Origin of the sequence: Clostridium sp. 2218st1_F5_2218SCRN_220325 (assembly GCF_039062665.1) — a bacterium.
In the GTDB taxonomy this organism is placed as follows: Bacteria; Bacillota; Clostridia; order Peptostreptococcales; family Peptostreptococcaceae; genus Intestinibacter.
Genome location: NZ_JBCLNH010000001.1, coordinates 1 through 20,328, shown reverse-complemented (window position 1 = coordinate 20,328; position 20,328 = coordinate 1). Strand labels below are relative to the sequence as shown.

The following is a 20,328-nucleotide window of genomic DNA, read 5'->3' as shown; positions in this document are numbered from 1 at the left end:
AAACAGGGGATGAAGTATATGAAAGCACTAAGTGAAAAAGTTTTTTTAAAACTAGATATGCCAAATAGCAAAGATATAAAAAGTGATAGAGATAGGATTTTAGATAAGTTAAAAATCAAATATAAAAATGTAGATATGCCTTATAAAATAACAAAAGACTTATATCCAAAGTGTAGAGAATCTAATTTTGAAATAACTGTAACTTTAGTAAAACGCACTTATGATTGGGTTGTCACAAGGATTGAACAAGGTGATAAAACAGACAAAAATTACGGTTTATGTGTAGATTTGGGAAGTACAACTGTAATTATGAGATTAGTAGACTTAAACACAGGCGATATAGTAGTAGAAGAGGGCTGTTTTAATAAACAGATTTCGTTTGGAGAAGATATTTTAAATAGAATATTTTATACTAGAAATTCTAAAGAAAAATTATACGAAATTCACAAGGCTACAATAGATACTTTTTCAGAGCTTATAGATATAATTACTGAAAAAAGTAAAATAAATAGCGAAGATATCAGCGTTATGACAGTTGCAGGTAATACTACTATGATACATTTTTTATTAAATATAGATCCATGGACAATTTTTCAAATGCCTTATACACCAATATTTAATCATACTGGATTTATAAGTTGTGATGAAATTGGAATACCTATAAATGGGTATCTATATTGCTTTCCATCAGTAGCAAATTATCTAGGTGGCGATATTGTAAGTGGTGTATTGTTTACAGAAATATATAAACAAAAAGAACTTTCAGCATTTATAGATATAGGGACAAATGGAGAGCTAGTTATAGGAAATGAGGAGTTTTTAGTTGCTGTTGCAGGAGCAGCAGGCCCAGCATTAGAAGGCGGTATAAGCAAGTTTGGGATGAGGGCGAAAGAAGGAGCAATCGACACAATTAAAATTGTAGACAATAATATAAAATATACAACTATAGAAAATAAAAAGCCTTTAGGAATATGTGGCTCAGGAATAGTTGATTTATTGTCAGAGATGTTTTTAAATGGATGGATAGATTTTTCGGGCGAGTTAAAAGAAAATGCCTCAAAAAACATAATAAAAGTAAACTCACAATTAGCTGTAGAATATGCAACTAAAGAAGAAAGTGAAAATCATGAATCTTTAATATTTACTCAAAGCGATATAAATCAATTTTTAAAGACAAAATCAGCAGCTCATACTATGGTAGCTTTTTTATTAGAAGAAGTTGGACTTACATTAAACGATTTGGATAAGTTCTATGTGGCAGGTGCTTTTGGCGTACATTTAGATATAGAATCTGCTGTTACAATAGGGATGTATCCTGATTTACCTAGAGAAAAATTTGAATGCCCAGGTAATTCATCACTTAAAGGAGCATATAAGTTACTTACGGATAGAAACTTACTCTCAGAAATAGATGATATTGTTGAAAAGATAAATTATATCGGCTTAGAAGATGCAAAGGATTTTATAGAAAAAATGAGAGCTGCTAGCTTTTTACCACATACAAATATAGATAATTATCCAACTGTAAAGCAAAAACTAATTGAAAGAGGATTGTTATAATATATAACACTTTTATTTTTTAAGTAAAATATTTGAGATGGTAGAATTTAGTGCTAAAATATTAATGTAAAAAATGAGGATATAAGGGGAAATGCGATGAAATTTTTCAAATTTGATAAAGCCAAGTTTAAACCAAACAAAAGCTCGATGAAAGAATTAATATATTTGGTCTATATATCTTTTATTATTTTTATAATTACAGAAGTTGTGTCGGCAATGGGGACGACAAGTTTTGGTTATATACAAAATAGTACGATATTTATAGGAGTAGGAATACTTTTAGGTATACTTTTTTTGATATTATTTGTATTTAAAAAAGATAAAAGAAATTATTATATAGGCGGATTTGTATTATTTTTAATTATGACACCATTGATTAAGTATATATGGGATAAGTTTTATGTATTTTTAGATATACCTTCAGACAAGATATGGTGTTTAATATTAGATTATTTAATTATTTTATTATTGTTAAGTCCATTAATTTTACTAAAGAAAAAAGTATTTTATACTGTATTAATGAGTTCTATTTTAATGATTTTATCGCTTTGTAATTATTTTGTATCAATATTTAGAGGGATACCTCTTGCATATAGTGATATTTATTGTATAAATGATGGTTTATCGTTGGCAAAAGATTTTTTAGGACAGAATAAATTAATATTTATAGTAATTATAGTGGCAATGCTTTTAGCTTTTATTGTATTTTTATTTATGAAAGACAAAAGAGAAGTTAGAATTACAAGTTATACAAATATAATTATTTTATTAGTTTTAATAAGAGGTACATACTCATATTATATAAATCTTGTTAATAGCAAGACCTTGATATACTACAGTGCAAATATGGTTAAAACATATAGATATAATGGATATGTATACTCAACATTAGAGTCGGGGATTAGATTTATAAGATTTAAACCAGATAATTATAATCAAGAAAGTATTGTAGCGATAAGAAAAGAAGTCGATTCAAAAACTCAAACTAATAAAGAGACAGCTGTAGCAAGTAGCAAATTGACAAAAATAAGCGACAATTCATCAAATAAACCAAATATACTATTTGTTCAGCTAGAAGGATTTATGGACCCTATGTCGATTGATAAAGTTATGTATAGTAAAGATCCAATACCTAATTTTAGAAAACTACAGAAAAATGGTATTTCAGGAAAGATGAAGACGCCTTCTATTGGAGGGGGAACAGCTAGGACAGAATTTGAAGTAATGACAGGATTAGACTTAGAATTTTTAACAGATGGGGAAGTGCCGCACTACACTATTTTAGGACATGAAACTTTAAATTCAGTAGCATCAACACTAAAAAAACAAGGTTATTCGACACATGCAATCCACAATAATCAAGGTAATTTCTACAATAGAAATAAGGCGTACAGTTCGCTTGGATATGATACATATACATCTGTTGAATATATGGACAATGTTGAGAGAACTGAAACTAATTGGGCAAAAGATACAGTGCTCACAAAATATATAAAAGAATGTTTAGAATCAAGTAAAGAAAGGGATTTAGTATTCACAATATCTGTTGAAGGACATAGTCCTTATCCGACAAATTCAGATATATACAATTTCCCTATTAAAGTAGTAAATAGCAGTCTTTCAAAATCAGATCAAAATCAAATATACTACTATATAAATAAAATTCATGAAAGTGATGAATTTATAGGTGATGTTATAGACTTGGTTGATTCTTTAGATGAAGATACAATCGTTGTATTTTATGGGGATCATACACCTGCACTAGATTTATTAAATAGAGATGGAGGAAATGTGGACAGAACTACTACACCATATGCTATTTACAGTAATTTTGATTTAAATACTGATTTTAAAGGTGGGGATATAAGTGCTTATCAAATGAGTACAATAATGCTTTCTTTAGCAGGAGTTGATTTAGGACCTATGGAAAATGTCCACAAATCACTGAGTTCAAAACAAGACTATAAAAAAGATTTAGAACTTATACAATATGATATATTGTTTGGAGAAGATTATTATTTAAATGAAGATGAAAAAATTAAACCTAGCAATTTAAAAATGGGCACAAAAGATATAAAAATTGAAAGTGCAGTATTACAAGATAATCAAATCTGTATAAAAGGGAAAAATTTCACGAGAAAGAGTACTGTATTTATTGATGGAAAAGAGAAAAGTACTATGTATGTAGATAAAAATACACTTAGAGTGTATTGCGGGGAAGATAATACAAAAGATATAAAAAATATCGTGGTTAAACAAATTGGGCTACACAATATTCCATTAAGTACTACAAATACAGTTAAGTTAAGTGAGTAATTATTATAAGGATTAAAGGGAAATGTTTTATGAATAAAAATACTTCATATAATGAAAAAGATATAGTTCCTATAATGGAAGAGGTTATAAAAAGTGGAGGTAGCTGTAAACTCAGAGTAACAGGTTATAGCATGAATCCGACATTGAGACACTTAAAAGATAGTGTAGTATTAGTAAGTCCACAAAAGAGAAAGCCACTAAAAAATGAGATAGTTTTTATAAAAAGAGATTCAGGAAAACACGTACTCCATAGAATAAGAAAAATAATAGATAATGATTGTTTTATAATGAATGGAGATGCACAACAGTGGACAGAAGTAGTTAGATTTGATCAAGTAATTGGAGTAGTGGAATCTTTTTATAGAGACGAAAAATTAATTTCATGCGATAATAAAAAATATAAAATATATATGAGGTTATGGGTATTATTAAAACCTATTAGACCACTAATTTTTAAAAGTAGAAACTTAATTAAAAAGATTATAAAAAAGAGATGTGATTAATTTTAAATAATGACTATGTTTTAATACAATGTTGAAATTTAATACTATTTAAACAATAAAAAGATGGCATATAATGCCATCTTTTTATTCGCTAAATATTTCGTACATCCCCATAAAACCTTCGGATATTAATAGTTTACTTTCATTACCTTTTTGTAATTGAAAACCTCTGCCGAATTGCTCAACAGTATAACCTTCTGATTGTTTAATTTTATTTAGATTTTAACGTGATTAAATTAAGCTCAGGGCTATTATTTATCCTCATAAATTTAGTATTGCCTAGCCCAGTGCTCACAAATAGTTGAGTATTTCCAACTTCATAAAGCCCTTTATTGTATTTTGGGAAAAACTTTCTTGCAGGGTCCAAAAGACCTTTATTGAAGAATCTTATTATTCCTCCATGAACATGACCAGAAAAAACTAAATCAAATTCGTAGTCTTTTAGGGTTTGTGCTCCAGTTGGATTATGGCTAAGTAATATATTAAACTTATTTTTATCTACTGTATTTAAAAAGTCTAAGTCTTTATCACCTTTAAGTATATTGCCTTTAGCATATTCATCTAAAAAGTAATAATATATTCCATATACATTTATTGATTGGTTTCCCCTTTGTATTGTAGTATAAGTATTATCGACAAATTTAACGCCTAAATTAGATAATTTGTTGATATATCTATTGTAAGCATTATCTTTATATCTATTTCTCAGGCTCCAATCCTTACCGTTGAAGATAGAATCAATACCTTCTTCATGATTTCCAGTAGAGTAGATGATTTCATATTTTTGTGAAAGATTTTTTAGAAGTTGAAAACCTGGCAAACTTTCCTCATCAAAATCTCGATTGTATGTATTATCTTCTTTTTTTAATTCTGAAGAAGAAAACATATCGCCTGTCACAAAGATAACATCTGGTGACAATTTATCTATAGTATATATTAAAGTTTTATTATCTTTATCAAATTCCATAGAGTGTAAATCGGTTATCTGTAGGATTTTATAGTCTTGGAAATTTGACGGCAATTTAGAAAAATACAAATCCTTTTTATCTACTATGAAAGATTGATTTATATTTATATTTTTATTGATAAAATATGCAGTATATCCTGTTATAGAAATTAAAATTGTTACTAGCAAAATACTTGTATGTTTTTTATATTGTTTAATAGTTTTCATAAATACCCCTTAGATTTTAAATTTATTTGTATTTCACAAATTTAGGAAATTAAATCTCAGTACTTATTATAACATATAGAATATTTTAATTTTATTAAAAAATACTTACAAAGAATTAAATAAAAAATAAAAATTCAAAGATATATTTACAAATAAAAAAGAGCCAAGATAAATTTCTTAGCTCTTAAAAAACTCTATTAAATTATATAAAATTAGCTAAAATAGGCACTAATATAACTGTTAAACATCCACCTATACCAATTGATAAACTACTCATAGCTCCTTCAATTTCGCCAAGTTCTAAGGCTTTACTTGTTCCAACTGCATGAGCAGCAATACCAAGAGCGACCCCTTTTGCTATAGGATGTTTAATTCTACCTATTTTAAGTACTGTTTCTCCCATTATATATCCTAAAATACCAGTAAGGATTATACAAACAACAGTTATGGATTGAATACCACCTAATATATTACTAAGAGATATACCCATTGGTGTAGTTATTGATTTTGGTAGTATTGAATATAATATCTCTGGGTTTGCATCTGCAACTTTACAAATTAAAACTACAGATATAAAAGATATAAATACTCCAGTAAGTATTCCTACTAATATTTCTTTCATATATTTTTTAAATAGGTGAAGTTGTCTATATAATGGCACTGCTAAAACTATTGTAACAGGACCAAGTAAAAAGTTGATTGTATCTGCACCTATTTTGAAATTTTCATAAGGTATGTTTGTACCCTTTAAAAATAATATTATAAGTATTATTGCTATTAAAAGACCATTGCATATAGGATTTCTAGCTTTTTTTTGAATAAATAATCCTATATTATAGAAAATTATAATTGTAAGTAATCCAAATAATTGTGTATTTAATATTTGTTCCATTTCTCCGCCTTCTTTAATAAATATTAAGCAATTTCTTGCTGCGATTTTGCTTGTTTTTTCTCTTTTAGTTTTATCATAAATTCAACGCTTATTCCGCTACCTATCATAACTGCGATATTTATAAGTATTATACATGATAAAAGTAAAATAGCATTTTCTTTTATTAAACCTAAAGATTGAATTAAAGATACACCTGCTGGTATAAAGAATATACCCATATTTCCTAATAAGAAATCAGCGACATCTTTGATTTTTTCTTCGCTAATAATTTTAAATTGAAGCAGTAAAAATAGTATTATCATACCTAATATAGATCCAGGAATGTTTATAATATTTTTTATAAATTGACTTACAACTTCTCCTGCTGCCCAGACTCCAAGGAGAATTCCGATTTGATTAAAAATCTTCATTTTAAAACCTCCATATTTTTACCAAAAATAGAATATAAAAGATTTCAAGATTAAAACTAAAATTGGAAAATTTAGATTGATATCCTGATACATATTATTATATATTATCAAAATTGAAAAATCTATAGTACTGATATAGTGGATAAATTTAATACAATAGATATATAATGGATAATTTATAATAATAGTTGATTATTCAAAATTAAAATTAAAGTGCATATGAAATGGGAAAATGTTAACATTGTTTGGATATGAATAAAATAAAAAGATATTTTTGTGCAAAAAAATATGATTTTGAAATTTAAATACAAAATCATATTCTTGATAATTTATATATAGGTATCTATTATTAGTTATTTTCTATTTATCAATCAAATACATTGTAGAAAATAGTATTGACAATAGTCAATAAAATTGCTGCAAGTATTGCGTTAAAAAATCCACTTATATGTGTGCCTGGAACAATGCTAAAAGCTAATTTTAATACTATCCCATTTATTACAAATGAAAATAAACCCAATGTTAAAATTGTCATTGGAAGAGAGAAAAACTGAATTAAAGGTTTAATAAATACATTTAGGCATCCAAATATTAAAGTCAATGTTATTAATGATGTCAAAGAGCCAATATACACACTGTCCATTAAAAGTGACACTATGTAAAGAGATATAGCATTAATTACAATAAATAAAGAAATTCGTTTCATAATAAAACCTCCCTTAAGCATTTAGTTTCCTTATAAATATTATACTACTAAAATCTAAAATTTATTAATTACTTTTTAAATGTGCTATACTAATTTTAGACATAAAAATACAAATAGATAATATATTTATTTAATAAAATCGATATTTTTAAAATGCTTAAAAAAAGATTTTATTGTAGGGAGGGGTTAAAATTGAATAGATCAGATGAAAGAGATACGATGTTTGCTAGAGCACATTATACACCAGGAAGTCAAGCGTATGAAGATTATTATAAGAGATTCCCAGAAAAAAAGGATATAGACGATAGTTTACGTCATAGACCAGATTTATGCCAAGAGGGAACTATGACTTATAATGAAGTAAATTCGCCAATGGGCTCAAGTGCATTTAAATTTTTAGCAGATATATTGCCGTTATGTGAAGGGGAAGTAGCGGATGAGAAAGTTGAGGTAAATCCTAAAACTATGACAAAGAGAATAAAGGGATTTGCTAAACATTATGGTGCTTGTGTAGTTGGAATTACAGAATTAAAAGATTATCATATATACACACATAGAGGGAGAATAGAAAGTGATTATGGAAAAGAAGTAAAACTAAATCATAAATACGCTATTGTTTTTGGATGTGAATTAGATAAAGAGATGATAAATAGAGCACCTATGATATGTGAAGTGATTGAAACTACAAAATCTTATGTGGATGCATCTATTATAGGAATGGTTTTATCTTATTATATAAGAAGTTTGGGATATGATGCGAGAAATCATATGGATAAAAATTATTTAGTAACTCCAGTGCTCGTAGCGAAAGATGCAGGATTAGGCGATATAGGAAGAAATTCTGTACTTACAAATAAAGATTATGGTTCAAGATTAAAATTGGGCGTAGTAACAACAGATTTACCGCTTGAAGTAGATGAATATAAAGACTTTGGCCTAGAGGATTTTTGTAATCTATGTAAAAAATGTGCACATAACTGTCCATCACATTCTTTAGAAGTAGGACCTAAGTTTGATGAATTAGGAAATTATAATTGGAAAGTAGATAAAGAAACTTGCTATGTAAAGTGGAGATATCTAGGAACGGACTGTGGTATGTGTTTATCTGCATGTCCATTTAGCCAAAACTTAGAGACAATAAAAAATGCAGATACTTTTAAAGGAAACGAAGAACTTATAAAAGAAGCATTAAAAGAATATAAAAAGAAATTTGGACAAAGAGTATTTGTGCCGGGAAATCCAGCATGGCTTAGATAAGAATTATAAAATCATAAAATATAATAAAGATTACAAAATAAATTAGATAGAATAAATATTAAATAGGGATTTGTAAAATAAAATTACAAATCCCTATTTAAGGAAAGTAAATCCTAAAAACATATCTATAATTCATTGGTAATTAATTTTTTAGCAACGGAATCTATAATTTGTGGGCAGTAACCTTTAAGCAACGGACGAAGTCGTTGGCGACAACCTTTAGTTAATTACAACTGTTGTAGTATCTAATATATTAGTATAAATCCAATGAGCATTATCAACAGCTAGTCGGATACATCCATGAGTTATAGCTTCTCCTAAAGTATCATTTATAATTTCTGTTCCTTGAGGATTAAATAAAACTGAATGATAATAATACCCACCTTTTATTCGAGTAGCGTATTTTACACGATATGAATCGGAGCCAAAGTAAGGTTTTCGACCAGATATATAAAATGTACCTTTTATGGTAGGCGTTTCAGGTTTTCCTATTGAACAAGACCATTTATAAAGTAAATCCCATTTATTATCAACTGTTTTTTGAAAAATATAAGTTAATTTATTTTGTAAATTTGTAGTTATTAAGTTATCGGTAGGACTTTTGATATTATTATCGTTTACAAATTGAGTCATATCTGTATTAAAATACTCAAAGTCATAGCTACCTGGTGGATTTCCATCATCTGATAAGAAGTAATTAAATATGTATCCTTCTTGGTCATTATAAATAACATTATCCCAATCACCAGTTGATTTTAAAACTTGAACTCTTGATTTAGTTGGGACAACTCCAAGTGAATTAGATTCAGAAGAAGGCAATGATCTCAGTAAAACATCTGTCCAAGTATATTTAGTAGTGGAGAGATTACCATTATATACATAACCTATTTGGTTGTCATAGCTGACTTTATACCAATCTTCAGCTGCATCAATAATACTGATTTTAGAACCGGCTGGTATGACGGTAATTATATCACCTGATGTGGATTTACTTTTTCTTAGATTTATATTTTTTAATGCATATTTATAATTTTCATCTGATTGCCTGTTATAAATTCTCATAATATCCTCCTTATATTAAAATTTGTTTAATTTTAATATATTTATATGAATATATGGATTTAATTATGAAAAAGAAACAGCTTGTCAATTCAAACAAGCTGTCTTTTATATATGTAATTATTATTTTTATGAATTATAAATATCTTTATTTAAAGTGTTTTCAGAGTGAGAAACAACTAAAGCTGTTGCAGCATCTCCAATAACATTAAGAGCTGTTGTATACATATCCATTGGTCTATTTATCGCTATTATTAACGCATATGCGATAAGTGTAGCATCGTTAGTATATCCCATACCAGATATTACAGTAAATAATACGATCATTGATGAACCCGGTGCAGATGGTGTACCGATTGATGCCATAAGAGCAAGTGCTGCAATTACTAGCATATTTGGAAGTGTTACCTCATATCCTGAACTTGCGGCGATAAATATTGAACCAACTACTTGCATTATAGCAGTACCGTTCATATTAATTGTCATACCTAGAGGAAGGACAAATGATGCAACATCTTCACTAATTCCAAGTTCTTCTTCTGAAGTTTTTAAGTTTAATGATAAGGCAGCAGCTGAAGATGCAGCAGATACAGCTAAAAGGGCAACCTTACCCATCTTTTTCATAAAAGTAATTGGATTTAATTTAGTGTTAAAATAAATAAATAGTGGATATGAGAATATTAAACAGATTGTAGCTGCTATTGTAACTGTTGCAAGATAAGCAAAGGCAGGTTTAAGATGTTCAACACCGTATACTGCGAATGTTCTTGTTATTAAAACGAATACAGCAACTGGACCAAATTTAAATATTACAAAATTTAAAAATGTAATTATTATATTATTAATATCCGTAAGTATATTTTTTAGGACTAAAATTTTGTCTCCTAGTTGGTTTATACAAAGACCAACAACTACTCCTAAAAATACTATTGATAAAACTCTACTATTTGTAGTCATTACAGTACCTATATTATTTGGGACTGCATCAAGTATAACCATCAGAGGATTTGTAGTAGAAGCGACTTCTGCTGTGCCTGAGCCTGATATTGAGACATTAAAAAATCCTAAATGATAAGTAATAAACCCACATATAATTGCAACTGCCAATGCAATAAATGATGTTGTCAAAAATCCTAATAATGTTTTACCAGAAATACGACCTAGTTTTTTTGTGTCACTGATTTCACACATAGCAAGTGCTATGGAACAAAAAATCATTGGCACTATTATTAGTTGAAGACAGTTTATAAATAATTGACCGATTATATAAAATAAACCTATTGAATTTTGCCCCTCTTCTGTACTTATATCTTGAAAAAATAAGCTATTTATAACATCCCATGTATTTTGGTGTCCATTATTTATTAAACTCTCCCTTAGAAATAATAGTAATCCCCCTACTAATAATCCGGCAACAAGTGCTATTGCCATTTTTCTAGCTAATGTATTAACCTCCTGGTTTTGCTTGCTTGTTAAAGCTTCAGAAGTCATGTTAAATCCCCCTTTAAATAATTTAATATGTTTATTATTTATTATATATAATATGATAGTTAATATTTTAACATAAGTCTAATAATTTTTGCTACTTAAATTGATAGATATATTTCATAAGAAAAAAGAATTATAAATAAAAAATAAGAGAGTGTGAAATAAATTTAACAATCTTTTATAAAACTTAAAATAATAATTAAATTTCTAAAAAAATTTATATATGTAACATATGTTACCGATTGTATTTAATTTTAAATATATAATAAGAGCATAAGATACGAGATGAGAGACACTGAATTAAATCTTACTAAAATATATAGATAAATATTAAAACCGGAGGAATACAAAATGGAAAATAAAATGTTTTGTTATCAATGTCAAGAGACAGCAGGATGTACAGGATGTACTAAATTTGGGGTTTGTGGTAAATCACCAGAATTAGCAAGATTACAAGATTTATTAATTTATACAACTAAAGGATTATCAGAAGTAACAACTAGATTAAGAGAAGAAGGTAAAACTGTAGATACATCAGTAAACCATTTAATAACTATAAACTTATTTACAACTATAACTAATGCAAACTTTGATGATGCAATATTCTATGCAAGAATAAAAGAAACTTTAGCAACAAAAGAAGCTTTATTAGCAGAGTTAAATAATAAAGAAAACTTATCAGAAGCAGCATTATGGAATGCTACAACTGAAGCAGAAATGGATCAAAAAGTTTCATTCTTAGAAAGAATAAAAAATTCATTCTCAAAAAATAAAGAAGAAGCAGTAGATATAAATAAAATATTAGATGAAAAAGCTCCATCAGTAGGTGTACTAGCTACTAAAGATGAAGATATAAGAAGTTTAAGAGAATTAATAACTTACGGAATAAAAGGTATGTCAGCATATATGAAACATGCTAATGCTTTAGGATATCAAAATGAAGAAATAGATGCTTTTATGCAAGCAACTTTAACTAAATTAATGAACGATAACTTAGGTGCAGATGATTTAGTAGCTTTAGCATTAGAGACTGGTAAAGTTGGTGTTGATGCTATGGCTCTATTAGACTCAGCTAACACAGGAACTTACGGACATCCAGAAATGACAAAAGTAAACATAGGTGTTAGAAACAACCCAGGTATACTTATATCAGGACATGACTTAAAAGACTTAGAATTATTATTAAAACAAACTGAGGGAACTGGAGTAGATGTTTATACACATTCAGAAATGTTACCAGCACACTACTACCCAGCATTCAAAAAATACTCTCACTTTGCAGGAAACTACGGAAATGCATGGTGGAAACAAAAAGAAGAATTTGAATCATTCAATGGTCCAATATTAATGACTACAAACTGTATAGTACCACCAAAAGCTAGCTACAAAGATAGATTATTCACAACTGGAGCTGCTGGATTTGCAGGATGTAAACATATAGCTGGAAACAGTGAAAGTGATAAAGATTTCTCAGAAATAATAGAATTAGCAAAAACTTGTCAACCTCCAACAGAAATAGAAACTGGAGAAATAGTTGGTGGATTTGCTCACAATCAAGTATTCGCATTAGCTGATGCTGTAGTAGATGCAGTTAAATCAGGAGCTATCAAGAAATTCTTCGTAATGGCAGGATGTGACGGTAGAGCTAAATCAAGAAACTACTACACAGAATTTGCACAAGCATTACCAAAAGATACAGTAATACTTACTGCAGGATGTGCAAAATACAAATATAATAAATTAAACTTAGGTGATATAGGTGGAATACCAAGAGTTTTAGATGCTGGACAATGTAATGACTCTTACTCATTAGCATTAATAGCTTTAAAATTAAAAGAAGTATTCGAGCTTGAAGATATAAATGATTTACCAATAGCATTCAATATAGCTTGGTACGAACAAAAAGCTGTAATAGTATTATTATCATTATTATACTTAGGAGTTAAAAACATACACCTAGGACCAACTCTACCAGCGTTCTTATCACCAAACGTAGCCAAAGTATTAGTTGAAAACTTCGGAATTGGTGGAATAACTAACGTAGAAGACGATATAAAAATGTTCATGGAATAAGAATATTTCCTGAAATAAAACAAAACAAAATACACCCCATTAATTGATAAATAATTATAATAAAATAGAATATTAATATAATTATATAAACATTATCAAAGCTCCATTTCGATATAAATATCTAGATGGAGCTTTGCTTAAAATAAAGATATATTATTCAGATAAAATTTTAAATAATGAATCTAAATCTAGGATTTTTATAGTATCTTTATAATAATCTATAATACCGATATCTTTCATATTTATAAGTTCTCTAGATAGAGAAGGTCTAGGTATTCCTAAAGTTTCAGCGAGCTTTTGTTTAGTCATATTTATATTTATAAGATGGCTATTTTGTTTTTTATACTCATCTAATATATAGTTGCTGATCTTTTGACGGATACTGTTGTATGATAATCGCTCAATAGATTTATTTAAAGTTAAAATTTTATTGCTTAAATCTCTTAAAAACATCTCTAAAAAATCGGGATGTGTATAAGTAAATTGCTTGAAGTTTTCTCTAGATATAAAGAGAACTTCTGACTTAGATGAAGAAATTACAGTTGCTGGATATTTATTTACATCAGAGAATATAATAACTTCTCCAAATAAATGACCAGGACCAAAAGAAGTCATCTGTATTATTTTATTGCTCAACATACGTTTAACGTCGACAGAGCCACTAAGTATAATACCAATGGCCACACATTCTTCTCCTTCAAGTGCAATAATATCATTTAAAGAGAAGCTTTTGACTTGATAATATGTATCTTTAAAGAAATTTAAAATTTCTTCTTTAGTCATACTAGAAAACATGTTTATTACCACCTTTAATATCTATTTGTAAATTATAATAAACAATCATATCACTTAAATATACAGTTAATCAATTATTTTTTATAGTTAATAGGGGATATTTATTTTGATAATAAAATATTGAAGAAATCTATAAAGAAAAATAAATAGATAATTATAATTTCAGTATTTGCTAAATTTATAAAAAAATGATGGATATTTGTTATAAAATACCCTATAATTGTAAATACTATGTTTGAAACATTAGGACAGAGTGTTTACATAATAACAATATATCATTAAATAATAGGTATAAAATACAGGAGGAAGAATATATGATAACAAAAGATATGACAATAGGAGAAATATTAAGAGTTAAACCAGAAGCTGCACAAGTTTTAATGGATATGGGAATGGGATGCTTAGGATGCCCATCTGCACAATTCGAAACTTTAGAACAAGCTTGTGAAGTACACGGACAAGAAGTAGAAGATATATTAGCAAAATTAAATAAATAATATTTGATATCAATTAAATAAGTAATATTTAAGCCAGTGGATTTGACACTGGCTTTTTTTAATTCTAAGGAAATTATACATTATCTAGTTTGTGGATAATTTAAATTTATAACTTATTATCTAAAGAGAAGACAAAGTCATTGGAACTATAAACGAAGTGAATTTTAAGCAACGTACGAAGTCGTTGGCGCCATGAACGCAGTGAATTTTAAGCAACGGACAAAGTCGTTGGCGATATGAACGAAGTGAATTTTATAAATATATTTTAGATATAATTAGATAAATAATAATATTGTAGAAATGTTGAGAATTTTTTAAAAATATAGCAAAATATAGAATAATCTGTTATTATATATTGTATACAAAAAATAGCAATAAAAGTTTTTTAAGAAAGAGGTAAATATTAATGCAAAAGGCGAATATAAAATGGGACGAGTTAGGATTTAGTTATCAATATGTAGACAATATGTATGTATCTTATTGGAAAGATGGTAAATGGGATGAAGGTAAGATACAAGACGGGGATAGAATATCTATAAGTATAGGGGCTACAGCATTACATTATGGGCAAGAATGTTTTGAAGGTTTAAAAGCGTATTCAACAAAAGACGGGGAAATACAATTATTTAGACCTGATATGAATGCAAAAAGACTTCAAGATAGTTGTGAAAGATTGTTAATGCCAGAAATACCAGTAGAAAAATTTATAGATGCTTGTAAACAAGTTGTAAAAGCAAATGAAAAATATGTACCACCATATGGCACAGGTGCTACTTATTATATAAGACCATTTGTAATAGGATGTGGAGATAATATAGGTGTTGGGCCAGCACCAGAATATCTATTCTGTGTATTTGGAATACCAGTAGGACCATACTTTAAAGGCGGATTTAAACCAGTTTCAATGACTACTGCTAAATACGATAGAGCAGCGCCATATGGAACAGGGGCAGCTAAAGTTGGAGGAAACTATGCAGGAAGTATGCTTCCACATAAGTTAGCTAATGAAGAAGGATATTCAGATTGTATATATTTAGATCCAGCTACTCATACTAAAATAGAAGAAGCAGGAGCTGCAAACTTCTTTGGTATAACTAAAGACAATAAATTTATAACACCAGATTCACCATCTATATTACCAAGTATAACTAGAAACTCACTATTAACAGTTGCTAGAGATTACTTAGGAATGGAAGCAATAGAAGGTGAAATATTAATGGATGATATAGATAAATTTACTGAAGTAGGTGCTTGTGGTACTGCTGCAGTTGTTGCACCAATAGGCTCAATATACTATAAAGGAAAAGAACATATTTTCCACAGCAAAGAAGAAGCAGGACCAGTTATCACTAAATTATATGAAACACTATATGGAATACAATTTGGTGATATAGAAGCTCCAGAAGGTTGGATAGTAAAAGTAAAATAATAAAAGGTTTAATATATAGTTGCATGCTGATATAGTGTGCAACTTTTTTTGTAGAAAAATAGAAGATTTTAAAGGTATGTATAATTGTAATTTTTTTAATTAAAAGCTTTATTAATTTAAAAATCTAATTAAAATTAAAAAATTATTAAAATGATAAAAAAAATATTGAAATAGTATATTGATTGAATTATAATATAAATATAAAATGATAATCGTTATCATGTGTTTATGATTATGAGATAACAAAAGGGCTAGGAGAAATAAAAATCATGAAAAAAAAATATTTAACGCTAATATTAATTACTTTATGTATAATCTCCTTGTTATTAGGAGCTAAAAGCATAAATATATTAGATGTATTTACTGGTCGTGATGAGACAATGCATCTTATGATGGTTAGTAGAATACCGAGATTAATAAGCACACTTGTAGCAGGTAGTGCTATGAGTATATGTGGTTTAATAATGCAACAAATAAGTCAAAATAAATTTGTTTCACCAACTACAGGAGCAACAATAGATTCAGCAAAACTTGGTATAGTAATTGCAATGGTTTTAGTACCAGGAGCAACAACTATGCAAAAAGCTATGATATCATTTGTTTTTGCACTAGCTGGAACAATGTTATTTATGACTTTTTTAAAAAATTTAAAAGTAAAGAGTGTGATATTCGTTCCACTTGTAGGTATTATGTTTGGTAATATAATTGGCTCAATAACTACTTACATTGGTTATGAATTTGACATAATGCAAAATGTTAACTCATGGTTACAAGGTAATTTTTCAATGATCTTAAAAGGAAATTATGAATTATTATATTTATCAATACCACTAATGGCAATTGCATTTTTCTATGCACACAAATTCACAGTTGTTGGAATGGGTGAAGATTTTGCAACAAACTTAGGCCTTGATTACAATAAAATTGTAAATCTTGGACTTATAATAGTATCTATAGTAACTGTCTGTGTAGTTATTATAGCTGGGGAAATCCCTTATATAGGGTTAATAGTACCTAATTTAGTTTCACTATACAAAGGAGACAATGTCCACGAGAATATATTAGATACTGCATTATTTGGGGCAATATTTGTTTTATTCTGTGATATTCTTGCAAGAGTATTTGTCTACCCTTATGAACTTTCTGTAGGTCTTACAGTTGGTGTAATAGGTAGTGGAATGTTCCTTTATTTAGTTTTAAGGAGGAAATCATATGCAAGCTAATCTGGAGAGAAATAAAATAGGTAAAAAGATAGGAAAAGTGGATAGAAAACAAAATTTATATATGCCGATAATAGTATTATCTCTAATGATATTAGCATCATCGTTATTATTCTTATTTATGGGCATCAACAAAGGGAGTATGGATTATGCTCTTTCAAAAAGAATACCTAGATTAATAGCAATAATTCTGACAGGTGGATGCATCGGATTTTCAACAATAATCTTCCAAACTATAACGGACAACAGAATCTTAACTCCAAATGTAATGGGTATAGATTCTCTATATGTAGCAATACAAACTATGTTAATATTTGCTTTTGGTTCAAGTAGTGCATTTGTATCAAATAAGAAAATAAACTTTTTAATTTGCCTAGTATTTATGATTTTAGGAACATCTTTACTATACAAATTAATATTTAAAAAAGATAATGCAAACATAATATTTGTATTATTAATAGGTATGATTTGTGGTACATTTTTCAGAAGTTTATCATCATTTATGCAAATGGTAATTGATCCAAATGAATATTTAGTTCTTCAAAACAAATTATTTGCTAGTTTTAACAATGTAAATGTAGATATATTATTCTTATCTATAATATTAGTTTTACTTATGATTCCATTTGTTTGGGATGATATAAAATACTATGATGTAATGAGTTTAGGTAAAGATCAAGCAATTAACTTAGGTGTTGACTATGACAAAATAATGAAAAAATCATTTGTGATAATAGCAATACTTATAGCAATTTCAACATCTTTAGTAGGACCTCTTACATTCTTAGGAATTTTAGTAGCAAATATAACTAGAGAAATGATGAAAACATATAAACATAGTTATTTAGTAACTGTATCAATATTAGTAAGTATATTTACATTAGTATTTGGTCAGGTATTAATGGAGAGAATTTTACATTTAAGTACACCTGTTAGTGTAGTAATTAATATGATAGGCGGTATTTACTTTATGTATCTACTTTACAAGGAGAGTCGAATATGATAGAAGTAAGAAATTTAAGCAAAAGTTATGGAGATAAAATGGTGGTACATAATGTATCGCTTAAAATACAAAAAGGAAAAATAACTTCTTTAATCGGACCAAATGGAGCCGGAAAGAGTACTGCATTTTCTATGATAACTAGACTTATGAAAAGAGATGGTGGTCAAGTATTTATAGAAGGAAAAGAACTAGATAGCTGGGATAAAAAAGAATTATCTAAAAAGATTGCGATATTAAAGCAATCTAACAACATAAACATAAGACTGACAATTAGAGAACTTGTCAGTTTTGGTAGATTTCCATATTGCGAGGGAAAATTACAAGCAGAAGATATTAAATATGTAGAAGAAGCTATAGAGTATATGAGACTTACTGATATTCAAGATAAATATCTAGATGAGTTAAGTGGTGGGCAAAGACAAAGAGCATATATTGCAATGGTTATAGCTCAAGGCACTGAATATATATTCTTAGATGAACCTCTAAATAACTTAGATATGAATAATTCAGTTCAGATGATGAAAGTCCTAAAAAAACTTTGTGATGAGCTTGGAAAAACAATAATCTTAGTTATGCATGATATTAACTTCACATCTTGTTATTCTGATTATATAATCTGCTTAAAAAACGGTATGATTGCAAAAGAAGGAATAGTTGATGAGATAATAAATAAAGAGACACTTGAAGATATATACGAGATGGACTTTGATGTCAAAGATATAGATGGTAAAAAAATAAGTATTTATTATTAAAAATAAAAAATTAAAGAAAGGTTATATATGACTTAATAAAAAAGTCATTATATATTGGGAGAATAAAAATGAACAAAAAAGCAGCTGCCATAGTAGGTGGAATTTTAGTATTAGGATTAGGAGTGTTTGGATTTACTAAATTAAATTCAGGATCACAAAATCAACAAACACAGCAAGAACAAAGTGCTGAACAAACAACTGTTCAGATAACAGATGCAAATGGCGAAAAATCAGAATTAAAAAAGAATCCAAAAAGAGTTGTAGTATTTGATTATGGTGTAGCAGATATATTAAAAAACTTAGGTGTTGATGCGGTAGTTGGACTACCTAAAAATGGAAAAATGCCAGAAATATTATCAAATTACTCAGATGATAAATACACTAATGTAGGAAGCTTAAAAGAAACTGATTTTGAAGCAGTTGAGTCTTTAAATCCAGATTTAATAATAATAGGTGGAAGACAAGCAGAAGATATAGATAGTTTCAAAGAAATAGCTCCAACTGTAAACTTAGCAGTAGATGGACAAGATTACATGAATTCATTCAAAACTGTAGTTACTGATTTAGGAAACTTATTTGATAAACAAGATGAAGCTAAAAAAGCTATAGATGAAATAGAAGCTAAAATAGCAAAAGTAAACAAAACTGTAACAGAAAAAGGATTAACTGCTAGTGTTGTTATGGCTAACGAAGGAAGTATAAGCACATTTTCTGCTAAATCAAGATATGGATTAATATATAATGGTTTAGGATTTACTGAAGCTGACAAAAATATAGACGATTCAACTCACGGACAACAAGTATCATTTGAATATTTCTTAGAAAATAAATCAGATTATGTATTTGTTGTAGATAGAGGAGCAGTTACTGGTAAAGGTGAAGCTGCATCTAAATTATTTGACAATGAAGTAATGAACAAAACAGAAGTTGCTAAAAATGGAAATATAGTTTACTTAAACTCTGTTATATGGTATACAATGACTGGTGGAATCGAGTCTACTAACCAAATGATAGATGAAATAGCAGATGCTATAAAATAATAAGAAATAAGTTCAATAATAAAATAAAAACTTAGGGTAAAGTTTAAATACTGTGCTCTAAGTTTTTTTATTTTAAAGATGAATTATCATATTAAGTGCAACACTTAAAAATGGATAAAAAAATAGCTCATAAGTTTATGTTCATGTTACAGTA

At 28.1% G+C, this 20,328-nt stretch carries 18 protein-coding genes; 11 read left to right on the top strand and 7 right to left on the bottom strand.

Features of this window, described 5'->3' with window-relative positions:
- Positions 1 to 18: 18 nt before the first annotated feature.
- The 3 genes from ABCM86_RS00090 to ABCM86_RS00080 all read left to right on the top strand — a co-directional run bounded on the left by ABCM86_RS00090 (position 19) and on the right by ABCM86_RS00080 (position 4,379).
- Positions 19 to 1,560, top strand: coding sequence for an ASKHA domain-containing protein (locus tag ABCM86_RS00090; protein ID WP_343003187.1), 1,542 nt, complete (start codon positions 19 to 21; stop codon positions 1,558 to 1,560).
- 96 nt (positions 1,561 to 1,656) lie between these two features.
- Complete coding sequence (locus ABCM86_RS00085; RefSeq protein ID WP_343003186.1) at positions 1,657 to 3,876, top strand: LTA synthase family protein; 2,220 nt, start codon at positions 1,657 to 1,659, stop codon at positions 3,874 to 3,876.
- A 29-nt stretch (positions 3,877 to 3,905) separates the two neighbouring features.
- Positions 3,906 to 4,379, top strand: coding sequence for a S24/S26 family peptidase (locus tag ABCM86_RS00080; protein ID WP_343003185.1), 474 nt, complete (start codon positions 3,906 to 3,908; stop codon positions 4,377 to 4,379).
- Positions 4,380 to 4,590: 211 nt separating this feature from the next.
- On the opposite strand, the gene ABCM86_RS00075 is transcribed toward ABCM86_RS00080, so the two are convergent.
- From ABCM86_RS00075 to ABCM86_RS00060, 4 genes are all read right to left on the bottom strand, one after another.
- On the bottom strand, positions 4,591 to 5,553 hold the full coding sequence (locus ABCM86_RS00075) for a metallophosphoesterase (RefSeq protein ID WP_343003184.1): 963 nt from the start codon (positions 5,551 to 5,553) through the stop codon (positions 4,591 to 4,593).
- Between the two features lie 202 nt (positions 5,554 to 5,755).
- A complete protein-coding gene (locus ABCM86_RS00070; protein WP_343003183.1) occupies positions 5,756 to 6,445 on the bottom strand; it encodes an LrgB family protein in 690 nt (229 codons plus the stop codon).
- A 23-nt stretch (positions 6,446 to 6,468) separates the two neighbouring features.
- Positions 6,469 to 6,855 (bottom strand): CidA/LrgA family protein, encoded by a 387-nt coding sequence (locus ABCM86_RS00065; RefSeq protein WP_195931607.1) that lies wholly within the window; start codon positions 6,853 to 6,855, stop codon positions 6,469 to 6,471.
- 367 nt (positions 6,856 to 7,222) lie between these two features.
- The gene (locus tag ABCM86_RS00060) at positions 7,223 to 7,561 is read right to left on the bottom strand and encodes a phage holin family protein (RefSeq protein WP_195931606.1); all 339 of its coding nucleotides are present in this window, start codon (positions 7,559 to 7,561) and stop codon (positions 7,223 to 7,225) included.
- Positions 7,562 to 7,753: 192 nt separating this feature from the next.
- Between ABCM86_RS00060 and ABCM86_RS00055 the strand changes: the two genes are divergently transcribed.
- Complete coding sequence (locus tag ABCM86_RS00055; RefSeq protein WP_343003182.1) at positions 7,754 to 8,818, top strand: reductive dehalogenase domain-containing protein; 1,065 nt, start codon at positions 7,754 to 7,756, stop codon at positions 8,816 to 8,818.
- Positions 8,819 to 9,037: 219 nt separating this feature from the next.
- Here ABCM86_RS00055 and ABCM86_RS00050 read toward each other — a convergent pair whose 3' ends face one another.
- Both ABCM86_RS00050 and ABCM86_RS00045 read right to left on the bottom strand, forming a co-directional pair.
- Positions 9,038 to 9,880: an SH3 domain-containing protein gene (locus ABCM86_RS00050; protein ID WP_195931604.1), complete on the bottom strand. Its 843-nt coding sequence runs from the start codon at positions 9,878 to 9,880 to the stop codon at positions 9,038 to 9,040.
- A 126-nt stretch (positions 9,881 to 10,006) separates the two neighbouring features.
- Positions 10,007 to 11,368 carry a dicarboxylate/amino acid:cation symporter gene (locus ABCM86_RS00045; RefSeq protein WP_343003181.1) on the bottom strand — a complete coding sequence of 454 codons (1,362 nt, stop codon included), beginning with the start codon at positions 11,366 to 11,368 and terminating at the stop codon, positions 10,007 to 10,009.
- Between the two features lie 348 nt (positions 11,369 to 11,716).
- Here ABCM86_RS00045 and hcp point away from each other — a divergent pair, with 348 nt between their 5' ends.
- On the top strand, positions 11,717 to 13,438 hold the full coding sequence (hcp, locus tag ABCM86_RS00040; RefSeq protein ID WP_343003180.1) for a hydroxylamine reductase: 1,722 nt from the start codon (positions 11,717 to 11,719) through the stop codon (positions 13,436 to 13,438).
- 153 nt (positions 13,439 to 13,591) lie between these two features.
- Here hcp and ABCM86_RS00035 read toward each other — a convergent pair whose 3' ends face one another.
- Positions 13,592 to 14,233, bottom strand: coding sequence for a Crp/Fnr family transcriptional regulator (locus tag ABCM86_RS00035; protein WP_207743893.1), 642 nt, complete (start codon positions 14,231 to 14,233; stop codon positions 13,592 to 13,594).
- Between the two features lie 314 nt (positions 14,234 to 14,547).
- Here ABCM86_RS00035 and ABCM86_RS00030 point away from each other — a divergent pair, with 314 nt between their 5' ends.
- The 6 genes from ABCM86_RS00030 to ABCM86_RS00005 all read left to right on the top strand — a co-directional run bounded on the left by ABCM86_RS00030 (position 14,548) and on the right by ABCM86_RS00005 (position 20,174).
- Positions 14,548 to 14,730, top strand: coding sequence for a DUF1858 domain-containing protein (locus ABCM86_RS00030; RefSeq protein WP_195931704.1), 183 nt, complete (start codon positions 14,548 to 14,550; stop codon positions 14,728 to 14,730).
- A 406-nt stretch (positions 14,731 to 15,136) separates the two neighbouring features.
- Positions 15,137 to 16,159: a branched-chain amino acid aminotransferase gene (locus ABCM86_RS00025; RefSeq protein WP_343003179.1), complete on the top strand. Its 1,023-nt coding sequence runs from the start codon at positions 15,137 to 15,139 to the stop codon at positions 16,157 to 16,159.
- A 269-nt stretch (positions 16,160 to 16,428) separates the two neighbouring features.
- The gene (locus tag ABCM86_RS00020) at positions 16,429 to 17,382 is read left to right on the top strand and encodes an ABC transporter permease (RefSeq protein WP_195931612.1); all 954 of its coding nucleotides are present in this window, start codon (positions 16,429 to 16,431) and stop codon (positions 17,380 to 17,382) included.
- Between the two features lie 61 nt (positions 17,383 to 17,443).
- A complete protein-coding gene (locus ABCM86_RS00015) occupies positions 17,444 to 18,382 on the top strand; it encodes an iron chelate uptake ABC transporter family permease subunit (protein WP_187114992.1) in 939 nt (312 codons plus the stop codon).
- On the top strand, positions 18,379 to 19,134 hold the full coding sequence (locus ABCM86_RS00010; RefSeq protein WP_343003178.1) for an ATP-binding cassette domain-containing protein: 756 nt from the start codon (positions 18,379 to 18,381) through the stop codon (positions 19,132 to 19,134). Before ABCM86_RS00015 ends, ABCM86_RS00010 begins: the two co-directional genes overlap by 4 nt.
- A 68-nt stretch (positions 19,135 to 19,202) precedes the next feature.
- Positions 19,203 to 20,174, top strand: a complete 972-nt coding sequence (locus tag ABCM86_RS00005) for an ABC transporter substrate-binding protein (RefSeq protein WP_343003177.1) — start codon at positions 19,203 to 19,205, stop codon at positions 20,172 to 20,174.
- The last annotated feature ends 154 nt before the right edge of the window (positions 20,175 to 20,328 follow it).